This is a genomic window from Rhodoferax saidenbachensis (genome assembly GCF_031457975.1).
In the GTDB taxonomy this organism is placed as follows: domain Bacteria; phylum Pseudomonadota; class Gammaproteobacteria; order Burkholderiales; family Burkholderiaceae_C; genus Allorhodoferax; species Allorhodoferax saidenbachensis_A.
The window spans coordinates 451,027-471,212 of sequence record NZ_JAVDXO010000002.1 but is presented as its reverse complement, the minus strand read 5'-3'; the positions used below and the strand labels follow the sequence as shown (position 1 = coordinate 471,212).

Genomic DNA, 20,186 nt, shown 5'->3' with positions numbered 1-20,186 from the left:
TTTCAACGCAAAGGGATTCGACATGCCAAAAGGTTATTGGATGGTTCGCGTGGATATCAGCGACCTCGACCAGTACAAGCACTACATCGCTGCCAACGCCGAACCGCTGGCGCACTACGGCGGAAAATTCCTGGTCCGTGGTGGCCCCTTTGAAGCCTTGGAGGGCGCAAGCCGGTCGCGCAACGCGGTGATCGAATTCCCCAGCTACCAAGCGGCGCTGGATTGTTGGAAGTCCCCCGGCTACCAACACGCCAAGTCTTTGCGTGATGGCGTGTGCACGATTGAGCTCCTTGTGATCGAGGGTTACGACGGCCCCCAGCCCGCTTGAGTAGCGAGGGGCACCCATCGGGGCCGCGCCCTTTATTTCTTTAACGCTGGGTCGCCCACGTACTCCGATACCACCTTCCATTTGCCATCGGTGATCTGCGAGATACGGGAAGCGCTGCTGCCCAGGCGCTTGGTGGCGCTGAAGGACTGGGGCGCACTGCCGAAGATGTCGCTGGGGATGTTCAGCGAATCCATGACCTTGATGAAGCTGTCGGTGCTCAGGCTCTTGCCTGCTTTGCCGGCCACGGTGGCAAAGGTGTTGACGATGCTGTAGCCGTAGACCGAGAACACGGTGGGGTCTTCGTTGAACTTGGTCTTGTACTTGTTGGCCCAGAAGCGGATAGCCGGTGCTTGTTCGTCGGTGTAGGGGTTTTGCACCGTCATGGTGGCGTACAGGCCATTCATGGCAGGGCCGCCCAGCTTGTGGATCAAGTCGGTATAGGCCGCGCTGGACCCGATGAAGGTGGGGCTGTAACCCAGCTTGCGGGCGGTGCCGATGGCGCCAATGGTTTCGCGGATGATGGTGCCCAGCACGATGAAGTCGCAGCCGCTAGCTTGCATCTTGGACACCTGCGACGAGAAATCGGTGGCGCCGCGTTTGTACGAGGTCTTCTCGGCAAACTCCATGCCGATGGTCTTCAGGCCATCCTCGCCGCCCTTGAGCACTTCCAGCCCAAAGTCATCGTCTTGGTACAGGGTGCAAACCTTCTTGGCGCCTTTTTCTTTCACCAGCTTGGGGACCGCCAGACGCATCTGGTCGTAGTAGGGGGCGGCATACGAATACTTGAGTTTGTGGAAGGGCTCGTACATCTCGCGCGCCGCGGTGATGGGGAAGAAGTTGATCACGTTCTTCTCAAACTGCACCGGCATGGCCGCCATGTTCTGCGCGGTGCCAATGTGGCCCACCATCATGAAAATCTTGTCCTGATTCACTAGCTTCTGCGCGGCCAGCACGGCCTTCTTGGGGTCATAGGCCGAGTCTTCGACCAGTAGCTTGACCTTGCGGCCGTTGATGCCGCCTTGCTCGTTGATCTCGTCCACGGCCAGCAGCATGCCCAGGCGGGCCTGCTTGCCAAAGCCGGCGATAGGGCCGGACAAGTCCTGGATGGAGCCCAGCAAAATCTCGTCCTTGCTGATGCCTTGCTGGGCCGAAGCCAGCGATGCCGTCAGGGCCAGGGCGCCCAGAGCGGCGGCGGTGCGCAGTGTCATCATGGTGAAAGTCTCCTCGGTGGTGAAAGAGCTGGGCGGCAGTGGGCCGCTCAGTGGTACATGGCCTCTATCTGGGCTTCGTATTTCTTTTCCACCAGCTTGCGTTTGAGCTTCATGGTGGGCGTGAGTTCTTCGTCTTCCGCCGTCAGCTGGTTTTCCAGCAAGAAGAATTTTTTGATCTGCTCCACGCGGGCAAACTTCTGGTTCACCCGGTCCAGCTCGGCCTGGATCAGCGCCTGCACCTCGGGCGCGCGGGTGAGCGACGTGTAGTTGCTGAACGGTACATCCGCGTCTTGGGCAAACTTCTCCACGTTCTCCTGGTCAATCATCACGATCACTGTGAGGTAGGCGCGCCTGTCGCCAATCACCACCGCGTCGGTAATGTAGGGCGAGAACTTCAGGTCGTTCTCCAGCTCGCTGGGCGTGATGTTTTTGCCGCCCGCGGTGATGATGATGTCCTTCATGCGGTCGGTGATGCGGAAGTAACCATCCGCGTCCACCACGCCCACATCGCCCGTGTGCAGCCAGCCATCGGTGGTGAGGGTCTCTGCGGTCTTCTCGGGTTGGTTCAGGTAACCCGCAAACACGTTTTGGCCACGCACCAAAAATTCACCCGTGGCCGGGTCCAGCTTCACTTCGTTGAAGCCTGCAGCCGGGCCAATCGACCCCGGTTTGATCTTGTGAGCTGGCACGCCTGTGGCGGCACCACCGGTTTCCGTCATGCCCCACACCTCCAGCATGGGCACGCCCAGGGCCAGGTACCAGCGCACCAGGTCGGGCGAGATGGGGGCGGCCCCGGTCACCAGGTAGCGCGCACGGTGGATACCGATGAGCTTGCGCACATTGTTCAGTGCCAGCACTTGTGCCACCTTGAACTTGAACTTGAGCCAACCTCCCACAGGGTCACCCGCCAGCACGCGATCGGCAATTGCCGTGCCCACCCCAATGCCCCAGGCATAAACGGCCTGTTGCACCCAGCCCGCTTCCTTGAGCGCGATCATCACGCCCGAGTAAAACTTCTCCCATACGCGCGGCACGGCGGTAAATACCGTGGGCGCAATCTCGCGTACGTTCTCAGGAATGGTTTCGGGGTTCTCTACAAAGTTGAGTTTGGCACCGGTGTACAGCGCAAAGTACTCGCCGCCCATGCGCTCGGCAATGTGGCACAGCGGTAGAAAACACATGCGCTCGTCAAGCTCGGTTTGCGCAATCAGCGTGTTGAAGCCCCGCACCGTGTAGACCAGGCCCTGGTGCAGGTGCATGGCGCCCTTGGGTTTGCCTGTGGTGCCCGATGTGTAAACCAGAATGGCCAAATCCTGCGGTTGGCAGGCCGCCACGCGTTGCAGCACGGCCTGTGGGTGCGCGGCGTTGTAGGCGCGGCCCAGCACGCGCAGCGCTTCCAGGCTGATGACGCCTGGGTCATCCAGGCCACGCAGGCCTTCCATGTCCAACACCACAATCTTGCGCAAGCCTGGCAACTGGCCGCGCACTTCCAGTGCTTTGTCCAGTTGTTCATCGTCTTCCACAAAGAGCACGCGGGTGCGGGAGTCTTCGCACAAGTATTGAACCTGGCTAGGCGCATCGGTGGAGTAGATGCCATTGGACACGCCTCCGGCGGATAGCACGCCCAAGTCGGCCCACACCCACTCCACCACGGTATTGGCCAGGATGGAGGCTGTATCGCCTTTCTCGAAGCCCAGGCTGATCAGTCCCCCTGCAATCTCGCGCACTGCGTCGGCGGTCTGGTTCCAGGTCCAGCTGCGCCACAGGCCCAGGTGCTTCTGCCGCATCCAGACGTTCGGGCCGCGCTGTTCCACCGCGTTCCAGAACATCGCGGGAATGGTGTCGCCGGCCATGACGATGTCATGACGCGGTTGGATGGAGGAGGTGTCCCAAAGTCCGCTCATGTTGTCACCGCCATGTCTTCTTCTTTTTCCAGCGCCGTTCGCCTCTCACACCGTCTTTCTTCATGCCCAGATAGAACTCCTTGATGTCGTCCTTCTCACGCAGGTGGGCGCAGGTGTCCTCCATGACAATGCGGCCGTTCTCCAGCACATAGCCGTAGTCCGACGCGTTGAGTGCCATGTTTGCGTTTTGCTCCACCAGCAGGATGGTGGTGCCGCGTTCGCGGTTGATGCGCACCACGATCTCGAAGATCTCCTTGGTCAGCTTCGGGCTCAGACCCAGGCTGGGTTCGTCCAGCAGAATGAGGTCCGGGTCGGCCATCAGTGCGCGACTGATCGCCAGCATCTGCTGCTGCCCACCCGAGAGCAGGCCGGCGTCTTGCGTGGCACGCTCCCGCAGGATAGGGAAGTAGGTGAAGACGGACTCCATGTCCCTGGCCACACCATCGCGGTCTGAGCGCGTGAAGGCACCCATCTGTAGGTTGTCGCGCACGCTCAGCAGCGGGAACACCTCGCGCCCCTCGGGCACATGGCTCAACCCCTCCTGCACGATGTAGGAGGGGTCTTGCGCTGTGATGTCTTCACCCTTGAACTCCACCGACCCCTTGCGTGGGTCGATGATGCCGGAGATGGTCTTGAGGATGGTGGTCTTGCCCGCGCCATTGCTGCCCAGCACGGTGGCAATCTCGCCGCGGCGCACTTGCAGGCTCACGCCGCGGATGGCCTTGATCGGGCCGTAGGCGCTCTCCACATTGAGCAGCTTGAGCACCGGTTGGTCGCTGATGGGCGGCGGCTGCGTGCTCATGCGGGCTCCTGCGTGGTCTGGCGGCGCAGCGACGACACATCGCCAATGGAGCCCAGATAGGCTTCCACGACGCCGGGGTCGGCCTGCACCTCCCGCGGTGTGCCCAGGGCCAGCACTTCGCCCTGGTTCATGGCCAGCACGCGGTCGCTCACTTTGGAAACCAGGCTCATGTCATGCTCCACCATCAGCACCGTGATGCCCAGCTCATTTTTGATGTCCTGGATCCAGAACGCCATGTCGTCGGTCTCTTCCACATTCAGGCCGCTCGATGGCTCGTCCAGCAACAGCAGTTTGGGTTCGGTGCACAGCGCGCGTGCCATCTCCACCACCTTGCGCACGCCGTAGGGCAGGCCGGCCACCAGCGAGTCGCGGTGGTGCTGCAGGTCCAGAAACTCGATCACTTCTTCTGCCTTCTCGCGCGCCAGCAGTTCAGCTTCGCGCACCTTGGGGGTGAAGAACAGGTCTTGCCACAGCCCGGTTTTGCGGTGCGTGTGGCGACCAATCAGCAGGTTGTGCAACACGCTGGCGTGCTCAAACAGCTCGATGTTCTGGAAGGTGCGCGCAATGCCCAGCGAGGCCACGGCTTGTGGGGGCTGCTCGGTCAGCTTCAGCATGCCTTTAGGGCCCGCATAGTCAATGGTGCCCGTGGTGGGCGTGTAGATACGGCTGATGAGGTTGAACACCGTGGTCTTGCCTGCACCGTTGGGGCCGATCAGCGTGAACACCTCGCCCTGCTTCACATCAAAGCTCACGTTGTTGACGGCCAAGACGCCGCCAAAGCGCACGCTCAAATTCTGGGCGGATAGAAGGGCTTCGCTCATTTCAGCCGGTCCGATTTCTGGAAGGACTTCTGCCGCTTGAACATGCCTTTGCGGTAGAACGGAAACATCTGCAGGTAGGTGCGCACCTTCAGCCAACGGCCATACAGCCCCATGGGCTCAAACAGCACAAAGGCAATCAGCACCGTGCCATACACCACGCCTTGCAGGCCGGGCGCCTGGCCCACGGCCTCGGGCAGATAGTCCTTCACCAGCGCAATGGCCTGCGGCATGGTGATGAGGAAGATGGCGCCCAGAAACGCCCCATGCACCGAGCCCACACCACCAATCACGATCATCAGCAGCAGGTCAATGCTCTGCATGATGTTGAACTGGTCGGGCGAGATGAACTGCAGCTTGTGCGCGTACAGTGCACCGGCCACACCCGCCAGCGCAGCCGACAGCGAGAACGATAGCGTCTTGTAGTACGCCAGGTGGATGCCCATGCTCTGTGCGGAAATTTCGGAATCGCGGATGGCCACAAACGCGCGCCCCGTGGGCGAGCGCAGCAAGTTCAGAATGCCCAGTGTGGCAATGACGGTGACGATGAGACAGAGAAAGTAAAACTGCTCGCCAGTCTCCAGCACCCAGCCAAACAGCGTGGGTTTGTCGATGTGGATGCCGGCGTTGCCACCGGTGACCGACTCCCAGCGCGCCAGCACTTCTTCCACAATGAAGCCGAATGACAGCGTGGCCATGCCCAGGTAAATGCCTTTGACGCGCAGCGCCGGCAGCCCCACCACCAGGCCCACCGCGGCCGACAGCCCCGCCGCACAGGCCAGCGCCAGCGGGAACGGCATGCCATGGTGCGTGAGCACCGCCTGCGCATAGGCCCCCACGCCGAGAAACGCTGCATGGCCCAATGAGAACAATCCGGTGAACCCGGCCAGCAGCATGATGCCCAACCCGGCAATGGAATAGATCAGCACAAAGGTCAGTTGCGCCAGCCAGTACTCGGCAAACAACCAGGGCGCGGCCACTAGCAACAGCATCAGCGCGCTGTACCAGAACAAATGCCCACCGTGCTTGGCCAGGCGGATGTCCTGCGCGTAGTCCGTCTTGAAGATAAATCTCATACTTTTTTGCGCAGCGTGTCGCCAAACAGGCCGTTGGGTTTGACCATCAGCATGACCAGCACCACGATGTATGCCGCCGTGTCCTTGAAGCCGTCCGGCAAATAGAAGCCGGAGAACGACTCCACCAGCCCGATCACCAGCCCGCCCACAATGGCGCCTGGCAAGCTGCCGAAGCCGCCCACCACCGCGGCGGGGAAGGCCTTGAGCCCGATGAAGCCCATGTTGGCGTGCACAAAGGTGATGGGGGCCAACAGCAAACCCGCAATGGCGGCCACCGCCGCGGCCAGGCCCCAGGCCAGGCCGTTCAGGCGCTGCACGGGAATGCCCATGTAGTACGCGGCCAGCTGGTTTTGCGAGGCGGCTTGCATGGCAATGCCCAGCTTGCTGTAGCGAAACAGTGCGAACAGCAACACGCACAGTACGCCGGTGGCGCCAATCACCACCATGTGCTCGATGTTGAGCACCAGCGCGCCTATGCCCATGGCGTTACCGCCGATCTTGATGATTTCGTCCTTGTAGGGCACGGGCAGGGCCTGGGTGTCGGTGCCCATGCCGGGGACCATGGTGATCAGCCCGCGCGCCACGTAGCCAATGCCGATGGTTAGCATCACGATGGAAAAGGCCGGCTGGCCCAGAATGGGGCGGATCACCAGGCGCTCCAGCAGCATGCCAAACACGGCCATGCCCAGCACTGCCACCAGCATGGCCGCCCAGTAGGGCATGCCCAAGAGCGTCATGCCCACCAGGCCGCCGAAGGCGCCCAGCATCATCAGTTCACCCTGGGCGAAGCTGACCGTCTCTGTGGCCTTGTAGATGAGCACGAAGCCCAGTGCGATCAGGCCGTAAATGCACCCCTGTGCCACGCCGCTGATCAGCAATTGAAGGAACTGCACCTTGCCCCCCTGTGTTGTGCAGTTCGGTTATAGCTGTGCGCCCCTGATTCACCGATAGGGTTGTCACTATTCTCGTAGACCCCTAGACGGGCGTGTTATTTACAAGTCGCGTTTGGGGATCTCGCGAGGCTGGCCCTTGTCGTCGATGGCCACGTAGGTGAGTGACGCCTCGGTGACTTTGATGTACTGGCCCTGGCTGCCAAAGCGTTCGGCGTACACCTCCACCTTCACGGTGATGGAGGTGCGGCCAATGCGGCTGACCTTGCTGAAGAAGCTCAGGATGTCGCCGACGCGCACTGGCTGCTTGAAGACGAATTCGTTCACCGCCACGGTGGCCATACGACCCTGGGTGTAGCGCGCGGGCACCACCGATCCGGCCAGGTCCACCTGGGCCATGACCCAGCCGCCAAAGATATCGCCATTGGCATTGCAGTCGCCCGGCATGGGGATGACTTTGAGCACCAGTTCCTCGTCGGAGGGTAATTGCACAAGCACGGGGCTTGAATTGGTAGACATGGGCACAATCCTTGTTTGGTTCTTCTCTGGATTGTCCCCCATGCGCCCCTCCGGCATCCCCGCCCATGCTCCCCTTGCCGTTACTGCCGCCCCGGTCTCCGGCACCCCGCCCAAGTCCGATTGGGAGACCCTGCGCCGCCTGTTCCCCTACCTGTGGATCTACAAGTGGCGCGTGATCGCCGCGTTGGCTTTCATGGTGGGCGCCAAGATGGCCAACGTGGGCGTGCCGCTGCTGTTGAAAAACCTGGTGGACGCCATGACGCTGCAGCCTGGCGACCCCGCCGCGCTGCTGGTGGTGCCCGCCGCGCTGCTGCTGGGCTATGGTGCGTTGCGCCTGTCCACCTCGCTGTTCACCGAACTGCGCGAACTGGTGTTTGCCAAGGCTACCGAGGGCGCGGCGCGCAGCATCAGCCTGGAGGTCTTCCGCCACCTGCACGCCATGAGCCTGCGTTTTCACCTGGAGCGCCAGACCGGTGGCATGACGCGCGACATCGAACGCGGCACGCGCGGCGTGCATTCGCTCATCAGCTATTCGCTGTACAGCATCATCCCCACGCTGATCGAGGTGACGCTGGTGCTCACGCTGCTGGCCGTCAAGTTCGATGTGTGGTTTGCCTGGATCACCATTGTGGCGCTGGTGGTCTATATCGGCTTCACCATCACCGTGACCGAGTGGCGCACCCAGTTCCGCAAGAAGATGAACGAGATGGACAGCACGGCCCACAGCCGCGCCATCGATTCGCTCTTGAATTACGAAACGGTGAAGTACTTCAACAACGAAGAGTTTGAGGCCCAGCGTTACGACGAAAACCTGGAGCGCTACCGCCGCGCGGCCGTCAAGAGTCAAACCACGCTCTCCCTGCTCAACACCGGCCAGCAGCTCATCATCGCCAGCGCCTTGGTCACCATGCTGTGGCGTGCCACGCAGGGCGTGGTGGACGGGCGCATGACGCTGGGGGACCTGGTCATGGTCAACGCCTTCATGATCCAGCTCTACATCCCGCTGAACTTTCTGGGCGTGATCTACCGCGAGATCAAACAGAGTCTGACCGACCTGGAAAAGATGTTCACGCTGATGGAGCGCGAACGCGAGATTGCCGACGTGCCCGGTGCGCAGCCACTGCAACTGGCTGCGGATGGCGCTGATGCCACCGTGCGCTTTGAAGATGTGACCTTTGCGTACGACCCGGCCCGCACCATCCTGCACGGTATCAGCTTCGAAATTCCGGCCGGCAAGACCGTGGCTGTGGTTGGCCCCAGCGGTTCGGGCAAGTCCACACTCGCGCGCCTGTTGTTCCGCTTCTATGACGTACAGCAGGGTCGCATCACTGTGGCGGGACAAGACATCAAACAGGTCACGCAAAGCAGCGTGCGCTCGAGCCTGGGCATCGTGCCGCAAGACACTGTGCTGTTCAACGACACGGTGGAATACAACATCGCCTACGGCCGCCCCGGCGCCACACGCACCGAAGTGGAGGCGGCCGCCAAAGCTGCCCACATCCACGCCTTCATTGCCGCGGCGCCCAAGGCCTACGACACCATGGTGGGCGAGCGCGGACTCAAGCTGAGTGGCGGCGAGAAGCAGCGCGTGGCCATCGCCCGCACCCTGCTGAAGAACCCGCCCGTGATGATCTTCGACGAGGCCACCAGCGCACTGGACAGCGCCAACGAGCGTGCCATCCAGGCCGAGCTGCAAAGCGTGGCGCAAAACAAGACAACGCTGGTTATCGCCCACCGCCTGTCCACCGTGGTAGACGCGCACGAGATCCTGGTGATGGACGCTGGCCGCATCATCGAACGCGGCAACCACGCCCAGCTGCTGGCCGCCAATGGTCGCTACGCGTCCATGTGGGCGCTGCAGCAGAGTGCGGAGTAATTGAAGGCAATTTTGGGTCTCTAGCCCCCGTGGAGTCTGCGCAAGCAGCTCCTGAAACCATAGCAATCAAGTCCAAAGCGTAGGGGCAATTTCGGGCCGCGTACACTGCCGCGCTGCTGTCACGCCCCACTTCTTCCCCATGGACCTCATTCTCATTGCCCTGGTTGCCGGCGGCATTCTGTTCCTTAAAAAACGCGACCAGCGCCAGCGCATCGTGTTGTTGGGGCATGCGCTGTCGCGCTATGACATTGAACGCCTCATGGAGGGGCTGACCGACGGTTACCTGCGCGCGCTAGGCGAGGACAACGCCGAGCGCCAGGCCCAGGTGTGGAATTTCCTGGCCGCGCAGGAGCTCAGGCTGCTGGAGCAGTTCCAGGCCTTCGCCACTGAATTCGCCAACGAAGACCCGCTGCGCACGCGGGTGAGCAAGCTGCCCATGGCCATTCCGTATGCGACGGTGTGGCTGCCTGCGGCTACGTTTGATTTGCGCCGTGCGTTTGCCATCCATGCCCAGGGCCTGGCCCAGGTGGTGGAGAACGCGCAACAGCTCAGCCCCAAGCGCAAGGCCTTCACGCTATCGGCCGAGCTGTTTTTGATGCAACACAGCTGCCACTGGTTTTGCCGCTCCAAGAGCGTGGCCTCGGCCCGCCTGTTGGCGCGCCACAAAACACCGTATGCGCAGGTGCTGGCCTCGGTCTCGCCCGCCACGCGCGCGGCCTACACCGCACTGGTCAGCGGCGTGGCCTAGGCCCGCACCGTGTCACGCACTCACAGCGTGGCGGCGTCCTTGGGCAGATAGGGCGCGTACACCAACATCACCGCACATTGCCCGCCGGTCTGCGAGAACAACAGCCGCGCCTCGGCATCCCCCTGCGTCCACAGCGTGGCGCGTTGCCACTCAGGCGTACCCGTGTCTTCCGTGGTGGATACACTGGCCCCCCAACGGGTTTCCAGATCTGCGGCCAGTGCCTGCTCCAGCTGCGGCGTGCAATCCCGCGCCGAGGTCGATGCCCATCGCTGCTCAATCCGCTGCACGCTTTTGGCACGCAGGTAAAACGTGGTGTCCAGCGCCAGCCCTTGCAGGCGTGCGCCCGGTGCCGTCCAGGTGCCGCGCAGACCACGTGGTCCCACCACCGGTTTGGCGGCACGGCGCAGCTCAGGCAAGCGGGCCTGCAGTTCAGTTTCGCTGAGGTGTAGCAGGGTTTCGTCCACGCGCGTCTGTGCCCGGGTGCTGCCACAAAGCAAGGCGGTGGCAAGGGTGGCCAGCAGGGCCGAAGTGCGGAGCCAGGTCAATACACGCATGGGGCCGTATTGTGCGGTGCGCCGGATAATGCCGCCATGGCCCGTTCTCCGCTACCGCTCATCGCCCACCCTGCGCCCCAAGCGGGGTTTGAGGCGCCGTTTGAGATGCTGGCCGCCTGCCACGAACGTGTGCACCGCAGCCTGGCGCTGTTGCAGCGCTTGCAGCAGCATCTGGTGGACATGGGCTGCGACGATAACGCCCGCCAGGCTGCACGCGATGTGCTGCGCTACTTTGATATCGCTGCCCCGTTGCACCACCAAGACGAAGAGTTGCATGTGTTTCCCCCGCTGCTGCTGGGCGCGGACGTTGCGCTGCGCGCCCAGGTGCGCCAGCTCATGCAGGACCACCGAGACATGGAAGCGGCTTGGGCCGCCGCCCGGCAGGTGCTGCTGGCGATTGCCGGACACAACGCCGGCCCCTTGGCCCTCACTCCAGCACAGACTGCAGCACTGGACCAATTTGCCGCTTTGTATGGCCAGCACATGGTGCACGAGGACGGTCTGGTGTACCCGGCTGCGCAGGCGGTGCTGTCGGTGCCTGCGCTGCAGGCCATGGCCCAAGACATGATGGCGCGGCGTGGCGTACGGGTTCCACCCACTGTGTAACCCATGCAATCCGCGCATAATCGCGGCCCATGGAAACCAAATGGCTTGAAGACTTTGTGTCTCTGGCTGAGACCCGCAGTTTCAGCCGCTCCGCGCAGTTGCGCCACGTCACCCAGCCCGCGTTCTCGCGGCGCATCCAGTCGCTGGAGGCCTGGGCAGGCACCGATCTGGTGGACCGCAGCAGCTACCCCACGCGCCTGACCCCGGCGGGCGAAACCCTGTACGACCAGTCGCTGGAAGTGCTGCAGGCCCTGCAAAGCACACGCGCCATGCTGCGCGGGCATACCACCGCCGCGCAGGACGTGGTGGAGTTTGCCGTGCCGCACACGCTGGCGTTCACCTTCTTCCCGGCCTGGGTGTCGGGCCTGCGGGAAAAATTTGGCCCGCTCAAAAGCCGGCTGATCGCGCTGAATGTGCACGATGCTGTGTTGCGTCTGGTGGAGGGCAGCTGCGACTTGTTGATCGCCTACCACCACCCCTCGCAGCCCTACCAACTGGATGCCGACCGCTATGAGATGGTCAGCCTGGGCGAAGAGGTGGTGGCGCCCTATGTGAAACCCGATGCCGATGGCCGCCCGATGTTCATGCTGCCGGGCAAGGCCGGACAGCCCTTGCCCTACCTGGGCTATGCGCCAGGCGCCTACCTGGGGCAGATGGTGGAACTGATCTTGAAGCAGGCCGATGTGGCCATCCACTTTGACCGTGTCTATGAGACCGACATGGCCGAGGGCCTGAAGGCCATGGCGCTGGAAGGCCACGGCGTGGCATTTTTGCCCTTCAGCGCGGTGAAGAAAGACCTGCGTGCCAAAAAACTGGTGAGCGCCTTGCCGCCGCAGATGAAGGGCTTGCAGATCACCATGGAGGTGCGCGCCTACCGCGAACGCCTTTCGGGCAAAGAGGCCGCCCGTGGCCTGACGGCGGCCCAACGCGCCCAGACCCGCACGCCCAAGGGCTCGGCCCAGGCACTCTGGGACTATCTGCTGACCCAGGGAACCGCGGCATAGAATTTGCATTCTCTTTTTGCATGCCGCGCGAATGAATCAGCATTGGCGGTCGGTACCCGGCGAGGCTAGAGTCGCGCCCAGGGCGGAAAACGTGTCGTTGGAGTGGGTATGCAAACCAAACTATGGGTTCGTGGTGGGGCGTTGGTCGCCTGTGCTCTTGTCGGCGCCGTGGCGCAGGCTGGCACCGTGCTAGAGCGCGTGGCCGCTGGCGGCAAGCTGGTGGTGGCGCACCGTGAGTCGTCCATCCCTTTCTCGTACCTGGACACGGAGAAAAGGCCCGTGGGTTATGCGGTAGACCTGTGCCTGAAACTGGCCGAGGCCGTGCGCAAAAAGACCGGCGCCAAGGGCATGCAGGTGGAGTTTGTGCAGGTCAGCCCGGCTAACCGCATTGCCACGATCGAGGAAGGCAAGGCCGACCTGGAGTGCGGCTCTACCACCAACAACGCTGAGCGGCGCCAAAAGGTGGCCTTCACCATTCCCCACTTCATCACGGGTGCGCGCATGCTGGTGCGCGCCGATAGCAAGGTTGACCGCATTGAAGACCTGTACGGCAAAAGGCTGGTGTCCACCAAGGGCACCACGCCACTCAAGGCGGTCGAGCAGGCCAACCGGGAGCGTCTGCTGCACCTCACCATTCTGGAGGCCCCCGACCACGCCAAGGCCGTGGAGATGGTGGAGAGCGGCGAGGCCGATGCCTTCGTCATGGACGATGTGTTGCTGTACGGCCTGGCCGCCAACCGGCCCCACCCCGAGGCGCTGAAGGTGGTGGGCAAGTTCCTGACCACCGAGCCGCTGGCCATCATGCTGCCCAAGAATGATCCCGAGTTCAAGAAGCTGATCGACGAGGAAATGCGCCGGCTGATCGTGAGCAAGGAAATCCAGCCGATTTACGATCGCTGGTTCCTCAAGGCCATTCCGCCCAACGAGAAGCCGCTGAACCTGCCAGTCAGCTACCTGCTCAAGGACTTCTGGAAGTACCCCACGGATTTCGTGCCGTTCTAAAGAGGAATAAAGTTATTTACCATTTGCATGGTTTCTAGGGGTAAGCAGGTGTCCGGGATTCAGGGCGGTGGCAGTACAGTTGACCGTCAGCCCACCATGCTTGCCAGGTTTCGGGTTTCATCACAGTGATTTTTATTGAAGGAAAAACATGAAAAAGAACGTTCTCATTCTGGGCCTGTTGTCTGCCAGCATCTTCGGTGCCTACGCGCAGAGCAACGACACCCTGGCCAAGGTGAAAGCCGATGGCGCCATCACCATGGGCGTGCGCGACTCATCGGGTGCCCTGTCGTATGCCTTGGGTGATGGCAAGTACGGGGGGTTCCATGTGGAGGTGTGCCAGCGCATCGTCGCCAACGTGGAAAAGGCCGTGGGCAAGAAGATTGAAACCAAGTACCAATCGGTCACGTCGCAAAACCGAATTCCCTTGATCCAGAACGGTACCGTAGACATCGAATGCGGTTCCACCACCAACAATGCAACCCGCCAAAAAGACGTGGCATTTGTGGTGACCACCTATGTGGAAGAAGTGCGCATTGCCACCAAGGGCAGCTCCGGCATCACATCGATTGCCCAGCTCAATGGGCGCAACGTGGCAACCACGACCGGAACCACCTCCGTGCAGCTGCTTCGCAAGCACGAACGCGCCACCGGCGTGGACTTCAAGGAAGTGTTCGGCAAGGACCACGCCGACAGCTTCTTGCTGCTGGAGTCCGGCCGTGCAGACGCTTTTGTGATGGACGGTCAAATCCTGGCGGGCAACATTGCTAGTTCCAAGACCCCCGGCGATTACAAGATCGTGGGTGAAGTGCTGTCGGTCGAGCCCATTGCAATCATGATCCGCAAGGACGACCCCGCTTTCAAGAAGCTGGCGGATGACACTGTCATTGCCCTCGCCAAGTCGGGCGAGCTGGCCAAGATCTACGACAAGTGGTTCATGCAACCCATTCCTCCGAAGAACACGCGCGTCGGTCTGTCCGCCAGCGACAGCACCAAGGCCGCCTGGGCTACACCCAACGACAAGCCTGCTGAAGACTACGCCAAGAAGTAATTCGGACCCTCTGGTCTGATGTGAACCCGCTGGACCGCATGCCAGCGGGTTTTGTTTTTAGGATGGCGCGCAATTTGCAGTGGAGGTGGTATGCATTGGGATTGGCAGATTTTTTTCAGTGACGACGGCAGTGGCCGGACGTACTGGCAATGGATGATGGAAGCCTGGCGGTGGACGCTGGCGGTGGCTGGCTGTTCCTGGCTGGTGGCGGTGGGTGTGGGGGCCTTGGTAGGCACCCTGCGGACCTTGCCCAACAGCCCTTGGCTGGTGCGTTTGGCCAACGTATGGGTGGAGTTCTTTCGCAACATTCCGCTGTTGGTGCAGATATTTCTTTGGTACTTTGTGGTGCCGAAGATGTTTCCCTCCTTCCAGGCCGTTCCCGGCTTCGTGCTGGTGGTGTTTGGCTTGGGCTTCTTCACCTCGGCGCGGATTGCCGAGCAGGTGCGCGCCGGTATCCAGGCGCTACCCAAGGGCCAGCGCTACGCTGGCATGGCCATGGGTTTCACCACAGCTCAGACCTACCGCTATGTGATCCTGCCCATGGCGTTTCGCATCATCCTGCCGCCGTTGACCAGCGAGTCCATGAACCTGCTGAAGAACTCATCGGTAGCCTTTGCGGTCTCCATTTCCGAGCTCACCATGTTTGCCATGCAGGCCCAGGAAGAAACCTCGCGCGGTGTGGAAATCTACCTGGGCGTGACCGCGCTGTATGCGATTTCTGCATTTGCCGTGAATCGTGTGCTGGCCTTGGTCGAGCGCTCCTTGCAAATCCCCGGCTTCATCGTCGCTGGTGGCACCGGCGGGGGGCACTGACATGTTGGGATTGGATATTTCTTTCCTGAGCTGGGACGTCGTCAACAAATTCGTACTCAGTGGTCTGCGCTTCAGTGTGCTGCTGACCATCGTGGCCACCCTGGGTGGCGTGGTGTTTGGCACGCTGCTGGCGTTGATGCGTCTCTCGGGCAACAAGGCGATGGGTGGGGCGGCGGCGTTTTACGTCAATGGCATGCGCTCTGTCCCACTGGTAATGGTGATTCTGTGGTTCTACCTGCTGATTCCTTTCCTGGTGGGCAAGCCCATCGGTGCGGAGCTCTCGGCCTCGATCACCTTCATTGCTTTTGAGGCCGCGTACTTCAGCGAGATCATGCGTGCTGGCATCCAGTCCATTCCGCGTGGCCAGGTGTTTGCCGGCCAGGCACTGGGCATGACCTACCGCCAGAACATGGTGCTAGTGGTGCTGCCGCAGGCCTTTCGCAACATGCTCCCGGTGCTGTTCACCCAGACCATCATCCTGTTTCAGGATACGTCGCTGGTGTACGCCATCGGTGCCTATGACCTGCTGAAGGGCTTCACGCTGGCCGGCAAGCTGTATGGCCGCCCCGAAGAGGCGTACCTGCTGGCCGCCGTCGTTTACTTTGTGATCTGTTTTGCGTTGTCCTGGGCTGTCAAACGTCTGCAGGCCCGCATTGCCATCATCCGTTGAACAAGAAGAGATAGAACATGATTGAAATCAAGAATGTGTCCAAGTGGTACGGCCCGGTTCAGGTGCTCAATGACTGCTCCGTCAACATCAACAAGGGTGATGTGGTGGTGGTGTGTGGGCCTTCGGGTTCTGGCAAGTCCACCCTGATCAAGACGGTCAATGGGCTGGAGCCTATTCAGAAGGGCAATATCACAGTGGACGGTGTGCCCCTGCACGACCCCAGCACCGACCTGCCCAAACTGCGCAGCCGCGTGGGCATGGTGTTCCAGCATTTCGAGCTGTTTCCCCACCTCAGCGTCACCGAGAACCTGACCATTGCGCAAATCAAGGTGCTGGGCCGCAGCGCCGACGACGCCAAGGTGCGTGGCCTGAAGATGCTGGACCGCGTGGGCCTGATGGCGCACAAGGACAAGTTTCCCGGCCAGCTCTCCGGTGGCCAGCAGCAGCGCGTGGCGATTGCCCGTGCCCTGAGCATGGACCCTGTGGTGATGCTGTTCGATGAACCTACCTCGGCTCTGGACCCCGAAATGGTGGGCGAGGTGCTGGACGTCATGGTCTCCCTGGCCAAGGAAGGTATGACGATGATGGTGGTCACCCACGAAATGGGCTTTGCCCGCAAGGTGGCCAGCCGCGTGATCTTCATTGACGTGGGCGGTCGCATTCTGGAAGATTGCAGCAAGGACGAGTTCTTCGGCAACCCTGATGGGCGCCAGCCACGCACCAAGGACTTCCTCAACAAGATTCTCCAGCACTGAGTCGTTCAGGCCCGCCGCGGCGGCATACAGGCAACAAGAGGCATCTATGTCCACTTCCTTTATCCGGCAGCCGTCGTTGGCGCGCAAACTGACCCTGGGCTTTGTGGCCATCCTCTTGTTGTTGCTGGCCGTGGCCGCGACGGGCGTTTACTCGGTGGGCCAGATCGGTAACTCGCTGGAGCACATCGTGCGGGTCAACAACCGACAGACGGAGCTGACCAACGCGTTGATGGACAGTATCAACCGCGTCACCATCCACAGCCGGTCGGTGGCGCTGTTCACCGAGCTGGACCCCAAGCAGCTACAGGTGGAGTTCAAGGCCGCGGAGTCTGCCATTGCGCGCCTCAGTGAGGCCGAGGCGGCCCTGAGCGCGCTGCTGACGGCGGACAACGCCAGTGCCGACGAGCGAGCCTTGATGGGGCGCATTTCCGAGCAGACCAAGAAGGTGCTGCCCGAGGTGGCCGATGCCTTGAAGCAGGCCAATGACGGCGATACCGTGGCCGCTGTGCTTACGCTCATGAACCGGGTACGCCCCGCCGAAGAGGCTCTGCGCAAGGACGCGGCCAGCCTCATCGCGCTGCAGCTGGCCCAGACGCACGAGGCCAGTACCGGCTCTGAGGCCCTGCAGCGCAAGATGCTGGTGCTGCTGGGCGGCTTGGTTGCGGTGGCGCTCGTTGCCGGCGGTCTCATTGCCTGGCGCATCACCGTGGGTGTCACCCATCCGGTCAAACTGGCCATGCGCATGACAGAGCGCATTGCCGCCGGAGACCTCACCACCCAAGTGCCCGAAGGGGCAAATGACGAGATCGGCCGCCTGCTGCAGGCCGTCACGGCCATGCAGACCAATCTGCGCGGCGTGGTGGAAAGCATCCGCGAGGCGGCGGGCTCCATCCACCGCTCCAGCCAGGAGGTAGCCGCAGGCAACCTGGACTTGAGCAATCGCACCGAGCAGACCGCGGCCAATTTGCAGCAAACCGCGCACTCCATGGGCCAGCTCACCGACACCGTGCAGAACAGCGCCAACGCGGCGCGGCAGGCCAGTCAACTGGCCGGTACTTCTGCCGAGGTGGCACAGCGCGGTGGCACGGTAGTGTCCGAGGTCGTGGCCACTATGCAGGAAATCAACACCAGCTCGTCCAAGATCGCGGACATCATTTCGGTGATTGACGGTATTGCCTTCCAGACCAATATCCTGGCGCTCAATGCGGCCGTGGAAGCTGCGCGCGCCGGCGAGCAGGGCCGCGGCTTTGCCGTGGTGGCCTCTGAGGTGCGCAGCCTGGCCGGTCGCAGTGCCGAGGCGGCCAAGGAAATCAAGAGTCTCATCAGTACCAGCGTAGAGCGTGTGGAGCGCGGCACCCAGCTGGTGGCGGCTGCGGGCCAGACCATGAGTGAAATCGTGGGGTCGGTGCAGCGCGTAACGCACACCATCGGCGACATCAGCGCCACGGTATCCGAGCAGAGCGAGGGCATTGCCACGGTGAACACCGCGATTACAGCGTTGGACCAGATGACGCAGCAAAACTCGGCCCTGGTGGAGCAGAGCGCTGCTGCGGCCGAAAGTCTGAAAGACCAGGCCGAACAGCTCACGCGCATTGTGAGCGCCTTTGAAACCGGCACCCCCAGCGCCTCTGGGCTGCGTTTGTTGGCCTGAAATGGGGTGACCGGCGGTTTTGGGACAATAGCGCCCATGACGCAAGCGACGCCCCCTACCAACACCCTCACCCTCACCCGCCCGGACGACTGGCACCTGCATGTGCGCGACGGCGCCGCCCTGCACACCGTGGTGCCGCACACTGCCGCCCAGTTTGGCCGCGCCATCATCATGCCCAACCTGAAGCCACCAGTGACCACCGCGGAGCAGGCCCTGGCCTACAAGGCGCGCATCCAGGCCGCCGTGCCCGCAGATGTGAATTTTGAGCCGCTGATGACGCTGTACCTGACCGACAACCTGCCCGCCGACGAGATTGCACGGGCCAAGGATGCCGGTGTGGTCGCCGCCAAGCTCTACCCCGCAGGCGCCACCACCAACAGCGACGCGGGTGTGACCGACCTGCGCAAGACCTACAGGACGCTGGAAGCCATGCAAAAGGCCGGCCTGCTGCTGCTGGTGCACGGCGAGGTGACCAGCAGTGACATCGACCTGTTTGACCGCGAAGCTGTGTTCATTGACACGCAGCTGATCCCCTTGCGCCGCGACTTCCCTGAACTGAAGATCGTCTTCGAGCACATCACGACGAAGGAAGCCGCGCAGTACGTGGCGGACAGCGACCGCTTCACCGCGGCCAGCATCACCGCCCACCACCTGCTCTACAACCGCAACGCTATCTTCACGGGTGGTATCCGTCCGCACTACTACTGCCTGCCCGTGCTCAAGCGCGAAACGCATCGCCAGGCCTTGGTGCAGGCGGCCACGGGTGGTAGCCACAAGTTCTTCCTGGGTACCGACAGCGCGCCACACCCCACGCATCTCAAAGAACACGCATCGGGCTGCGCGGGCTGCTACACCGCGCATGCCGCCATGGAGCTGTATGCCCAGGCGTTCGACACGGCCGGCGCGCTGGACAAGCTGGAAGGCTTTGCCAGCTTCCACGGTGCGGACTTCTACGGCTTGCCGCGCAATACCGGAACCATCACGCTCAAGCGCGAGAGCTGGACGCCGCCCGAGAGCTTTGCCTTTGGCGAAACCTCCCTCAAACCCCTGGCCGCGGGCGAAGCATTGCAGTGGCGCATGGTCTAGAGGCGATTGACTGGCGCGCGCCCTGGCTCGCGCCTTGGCGTGCAGTGGGGGAGGGGCTGGCGGCTGAGGTAAATGGTGGCCTGACCGTGGCGCAGGCACTCAATGCCGCGCAACGCGCCCCGGTGCAGTTTGTGCCGCAAGCCGAGCTGCCGACTGGCACCGCCTACGAGCAGTACATCTTCGACACCGGCAGCGTGCCCACGCGCGATGGCCTGCACGACTTCTTTAACGGCCTGTGCTGGCTGCACTTTCCGCTGGCGAAAAAAAAGCTCAACCAGCTGCAGGCCGAGCAGATTGCGCAAACCGGCATCCAGCCGGTGCGCGGCCCGGCACGCGACGCGCTCACCGTGTTTGACGAAAACGCCGCACTGCTGCTGGCGCCCGACGCGCTGTGGCAGGCGCTGGCGGCCAAGGACTGGCAGGCGGTGTTCGGTACGTTGCGTCCGCTCTGGGCGGAGTCCACCTTGCTGCTGTTTGGCCACGCACTGCTGGAAAAGCTGGTTGCACCAAGAAAACCCATCACAGCCCACGTATTTCGTGCGCAAGCAGCTAGCAATTCGATAGCGGATCTGGATGCCTGGCTGGCGCACACCCTTTCGGCGCCCATGCTGGCGGCCAAGCCGTTTGCGCACTTGCCGGTGCTGGGCGTGCCAGGCTGGTGGGCGCAGAATGAAGAAGCGGCGTTTTATGCCGACAGCAGCGTGTTCCGTGCACCGCGCAAATGCCCATAAACTTCGTGGGCTCAAGCCCTGAAAAGCTTGAAAACACGGCCATCGCCCCTACCATCCGGGGCAACGACTGGTACACGGTCGCATTCCGAAAGAA

General features: G+C 62.2%; 21 protein-coding genes. 13 read left to right on the top strand and 8 right to left on the bottom strand.

The window, feature by feature from the left end; genetic code table 11:
• Positions 1-22 precede the first annotated feature (22 nt).
• On the top strand, positions 23-328 hold the full coding sequence (locus tag J2X15_RS06380) for a DUF1330 domain-containing protein (protein WP_310340478.1): 306 nt from the start codon (positions 23-25) through the stop codon (positions 326-328).
• A 32-nt stretch (positions 329-360) separates the two neighbouring features.
• On the opposite strand, the gene J2X15_RS06375 is transcribed toward J2X15_RS06380, so the two are convergent.
• The 7 genes from J2X15_RS06375 to J2X15_RS06345 all read right to left on the bottom strand — a co-directional run bounded on the left by J2X15_RS06375 (position 361) and on the right by J2X15_RS06345 (position 7,548).
• Complete coding sequence (locus J2X15_RS06375; RefSeq protein WP_310341232.1) at positions 361-1,536, bottom strand: ABC transporter substrate-binding protein; 1,176 nt, start codon at positions 1,534-1,536, stop codon at positions 361-363.
• Positions 1,537-1,586: 50 nt separating this feature from the next.
• Positions 1,587-3,443 (bottom strand): AMP-dependent synthetase/ligase, encoded by a 1,857-nt coding sequence (locus J2X15_RS06370; RefSeq protein WP_310340476.1) that lies wholly within the window; start codon positions 3,441-3,443, stop codon positions 1,587-1,589.
• 4 nt (positions 3,444-3,447) lie between these two features.
• Positions 3,448-4,245, bottom strand: coding sequence for an ABC transporter ATP-binding protein (locus J2X15_RS06365; protein ID WP_310340474.1), 798 nt, complete (start codon positions 4,243-4,245; stop codon positions 3,448-3,450).
• Complete coding sequence (locus tag J2X15_RS06360) at positions 4,242-5,066, bottom strand: ABC transporter ATP-binding protein (protein WP_310340472.1); 825 nt, start codon at positions 5,064-5,066, stop codon at positions 4,242-4,244. Before J2X15_RS06360 ends, J2X15_RS06365 begins: the two co-directional genes overlap by 4 nt.
• Complete coding sequence (locus tag J2X15_RS06355) at positions 5,063-6,139, bottom strand: branched-chain amino acid ABC transporter permease (RefSeq protein WP_310340468.1); 1,077 nt, start codon at positions 6,137-6,139, stop codon at positions 5,063-5,065. Before J2X15_RS06355 ends, J2X15_RS06360 begins: the two co-directional genes overlap by 4 nt.
• The gene (locus J2X15_RS06350; protein ID WP_310340465.1) at positions 6,136-7,032 is read right to left on the bottom strand and encodes a branched-chain amino acid ABC transporter permease; all 897 of its coding nucleotides are present in this window, start codon (positions 7,030-7,032) and stop codon (positions 6,136-6,138) included. The genes J2X15_RS06355 and J2X15_RS06350 overlap by 4 nt, the downstream gene beginning before the upstream one ends.
• 99 nt (positions 7,033-7,131) lie before the next feature.
• On the bottom strand, positions 7,132-7,548 hold the full coding sequence (locus J2X15_RS06345) for an acyl-CoA thioesterase (RefSeq protein ID WP_310340463.1): 417 nt from the start codon (positions 7,546-7,548) through the stop codon (positions 7,132-7,134).
• 40 nt (positions 7,549-7,588) lie between these two features.
• On the opposite strand from J2X15_RS06345, the gene J2X15_RS06340 reads away from it, so the two are divergent.
• Entirely contained in the window at positions 7,589-9,424 is a 1,836-nt protein-coding gene (locus J2X15_RS06340; RefSeq protein ID WP_310340460.1) for an ABCB family ABC transporter ATP-binding protein/permease, read from the top strand.
• A gap of 139 nt (positions 9,425-9,563) precedes the next feature.
• A complete protein-coding gene (locus J2X15_RS06335) occupies positions 9,564-10,172 on the top strand; it encodes a hypothetical protein (protein ID WP_310340457.1) in 609 nt (202 codons plus the stop codon).
• Positions 10,173-10,192: 20 nt separating this feature from the next.
• Here the strand turns inward: J2X15_RS06335 and J2X15_RS06330 are convergent, their stop codons facing one another.
• Complete coding sequence (locus J2X15_RS06330) at positions 10,193-10,726, bottom strand: hypothetical protein (RefSeq protein WP_310340455.1); 534 nt, start codon at positions 10,724-10,726, stop codon at positions 10,193-10,195.
• 36 nt (positions 10,727-10,762) lie between these two features.
• Here J2X15_RS06330 and J2X15_RS06325 point away from each other — a divergent pair, with 36 nt between their 5' ends.
• The 10 genes from J2X15_RS06325 (at position 10,763) to J2X15_RS06280 (ending at position 20,092) form a co-directional block, all read left to right on the top strand.
• On the top strand, positions 10,763-11,332 hold the full coding sequence (locus J2X15_RS06325; RefSeq protein ID WP_310340453.1) for a hemerythrin domain-containing protein: 570 nt from the start codon (positions 10,763-10,765) through the stop codon (positions 11,330-11,332).
• A gap of 29 nt (positions 11,333-11,361) precedes the next feature.
• Positions 11,362-12,336 (top strand): LysR substrate-binding domain-containing protein, encoded by a 975-nt coding sequence (locus J2X15_RS06320; protein ID WP_310340451.1) that lies wholly within the window; start codon positions 11,362-11,364, stop codon positions 12,334-12,336.
• A 108-nt stretch (positions 12,337-12,444) separates the two neighbouring features.
• Positions 12,445-13,338, top strand: a complete 894-nt coding sequence (locus tag J2X15_RS06315) for an amino acid ABC transporter substrate-binding protein (protein ID WP_310340449.1) — start codon at positions 12,445-12,447, stop codon at positions 13,336-13,338.
• A gap of 148 nt (positions 13,339-13,486) precedes the next feature.
• A complete protein-coding gene (locus tag J2X15_RS06310; RefSeq protein WP_310340446.1) occupies positions 13,487-14,386 on the top strand; it encodes a transporter substrate-binding domain-containing protein in 900 nt (299 codons plus the stop codon).
• Positions 14,387-14,476: 90 nt separating this feature from the next.
• Positions 14,477-15,199 carry an amino acid ABC transporter permease gene (locus tag J2X15_RS06305; RefSeq protein ID WP_310340443.1) on the top strand — a complete coding sequence of 241 codons (723 nt, stop codon included), beginning with the start codon at positions 14,477-14,479 and terminating at the stop codon, positions 15,197-15,199.
• Position 15,200: 1 nt separating this feature from the next.
• Entirely contained in the window at positions 15,201-15,869 is a 669-nt protein-coding gene (locus J2X15_RS06300; protein WP_310340441.1) for an amino acid ABC transporter permease, read from the top strand.
• A gap of 17 nt (positions 15,870-15,886) precedes the next feature.
• Positions 15,887-16,624: an amino acid ABC transporter ATP-binding protein gene (locus J2X15_RS06295; RefSeq protein ID WP_310340438.1), complete on the top strand. Its 738-nt coding sequence runs from the start codon at positions 15,887-15,889 to the stop codon at positions 16,622-16,624.
• A gap of 46 nt (positions 16,625-16,670) precedes the next feature.
• A complete protein-coding gene (locus tag J2X15_RS06290) occupies positions 16,671-18,275 on the top strand; it encodes a methyl-accepting chemotaxis protein (protein WP_310340437.1) in 1,605 nt (534 codons plus the stop codon).
• A 36-nt stretch (positions 18,276-18,311) separates the two neighbouring features.
• Entirely contained in the window at positions 18,312-19,361 is a 1,050-nt protein-coding gene (gene pyrC, locus J2X15_RS06285) for a dihydroorotase (RefSeq protein ID WP_310340435.1), read from the top strand.
• The gene (locus J2X15_RS06280) at positions 19,346-20,092 is read left to right on the top strand and encodes a DUF3025 domain-containing protein (protein ID WP_310340432.1); all 747 of its coding nucleotides are present in this window, start codon (positions 19,346-19,348) and stop codon (positions 20,090-20,092) included. Before pyrC ends, J2X15_RS06280 begins: the two co-directional genes overlap by 16 nt.
• Positions 20,093-20,186 lie beyond the last annotated feature (94 nt).

Coding starts and splice junctions, on each gene's coding strand:
- J2X15_RS06305 (WP_310340443.1), top strand. CDS start 14,477: ATGCATTGGGATTGGCAGATTTTTTTCAGTGACGACGGCAGTGGCCGG.
- J2X15_RS06335 (WP_310340457.1), top strand. CDS start 9,564: ATGGACCTCATTCTCATTGCCCTGGTTGCCGGCGGCATTCTGTTCCTT.
- J2X15_RS06315 (WP_310340449.1), top strand. CDS start 12,445: ATGCAAACCAAACTATGGGTTCGTGGTGGGGCGTTGGTCGCCTGTGCT.
- J2X15_RS06295 (WP_310340438.1), top strand. CDS start 15,887: ATGATTGAAATCAAGAATGTGTCCAAGTGGTACGGCCCGGTTCAGGTG.
- J2X15_RS06320 (WP_310340451.1), top strand. CDS start 11,362: ATGGAAACCAAATGGCTTGAAGACTTTGTGTCTCTGGCTGAGACCCGC.
- J2X15_RS06340 (WP_310340460.1), top strand. CDS start 7,589: ATGCGCCCCTCCGGCATCCCCGCCCATGCTCCCCTTGCCGTTACTGCC.
- J2X15_RS06345 (WP_310340463.1), bottom strand. CDS start 7,548: ATGTCTACCAATTCAAGCCCCGTGCTTGTGCAATTACCCTCCGACGAG.
- J2X15_RS06325 (WP_310340453.1), top strand. CDS start 10,763: ATGGCCCGTTCTCCGCTACCGCTCATCGCCCACCCTGCGCCCCAAGCG.
- J2X15_RS06365 (WP_310340474.1), bottom strand. CDS start 4,245: ATGAGCACGCAGCCGCCGCCCATCAGCGACCAACCGGTGCTCAAGCTG.
- J2X15_RS06290 (WP_310340437.1), top strand. CDS start 16,671: ATGTCCACTTCCTTTATCCGGCAGCCGTCGTTGGCGCGCAAACTGACC.
- J2X15_RS06310 (WP_310340446.1), top strand. CDS start 13,487: ATGAAAAAGAACGTTCTCATTCTGGGCCTGTTGTCTGCCAGCATCTTC.
- pyrC (WP_310340435.1), top strand. CDS start 18,312: ATGACGCAAGCGACGCCCCCTACCAACACCCTCACCCTCACCCGCCCG.
- J2X15_RS06300 (WP_310340441.1), top strand. CDS start 15,201: ATGTTGGGATTGGATATTTCTTTCCTGAGCTGGGACGTCGTCAACAAA.
- J2X15_RS06375 (WP_310341232.1), bottom strand. CDS start 1,536: ATGACACTGCGCACCGCCGCCGCTCTGGGCGCCCTGGCCCTGACGGCA.
- J2X15_RS06360 (WP_310340472.1), bottom strand. CDS start 5,066: ATGAGCGAAGCCCTTCTATCCGCCCAGAATTTGAGCGTGCGCTTTGGC.
- J2X15_RS06370 (WP_310340476.1), bottom strand. CDS start 3,443: ATGAGCGGACTTTGGGACACCTCCTCCATCCAACCGCGTCATGACATC.
- J2X15_RS06355 (WP_310340468.1), bottom strand. CDS start 6,139: ATGAGATTTATCTTCAAGACGGACTACGCGCAGGACATCCGCCTGGCC.
- J2X15_RS06380 (WP_310340478.1), top strand. CDS start 23: ATGCCAAAAGGTTATTGGATGGTTCGCGTGGATATCAGCGACCTCGAC.
- J2X15_RS06330 (WP_310340455.1), bottom strand. CDS start 10,726: ATGCGTGTATTGACCTGGCTCCGCACTTCGGCCCTGCTGGCCACCCTT.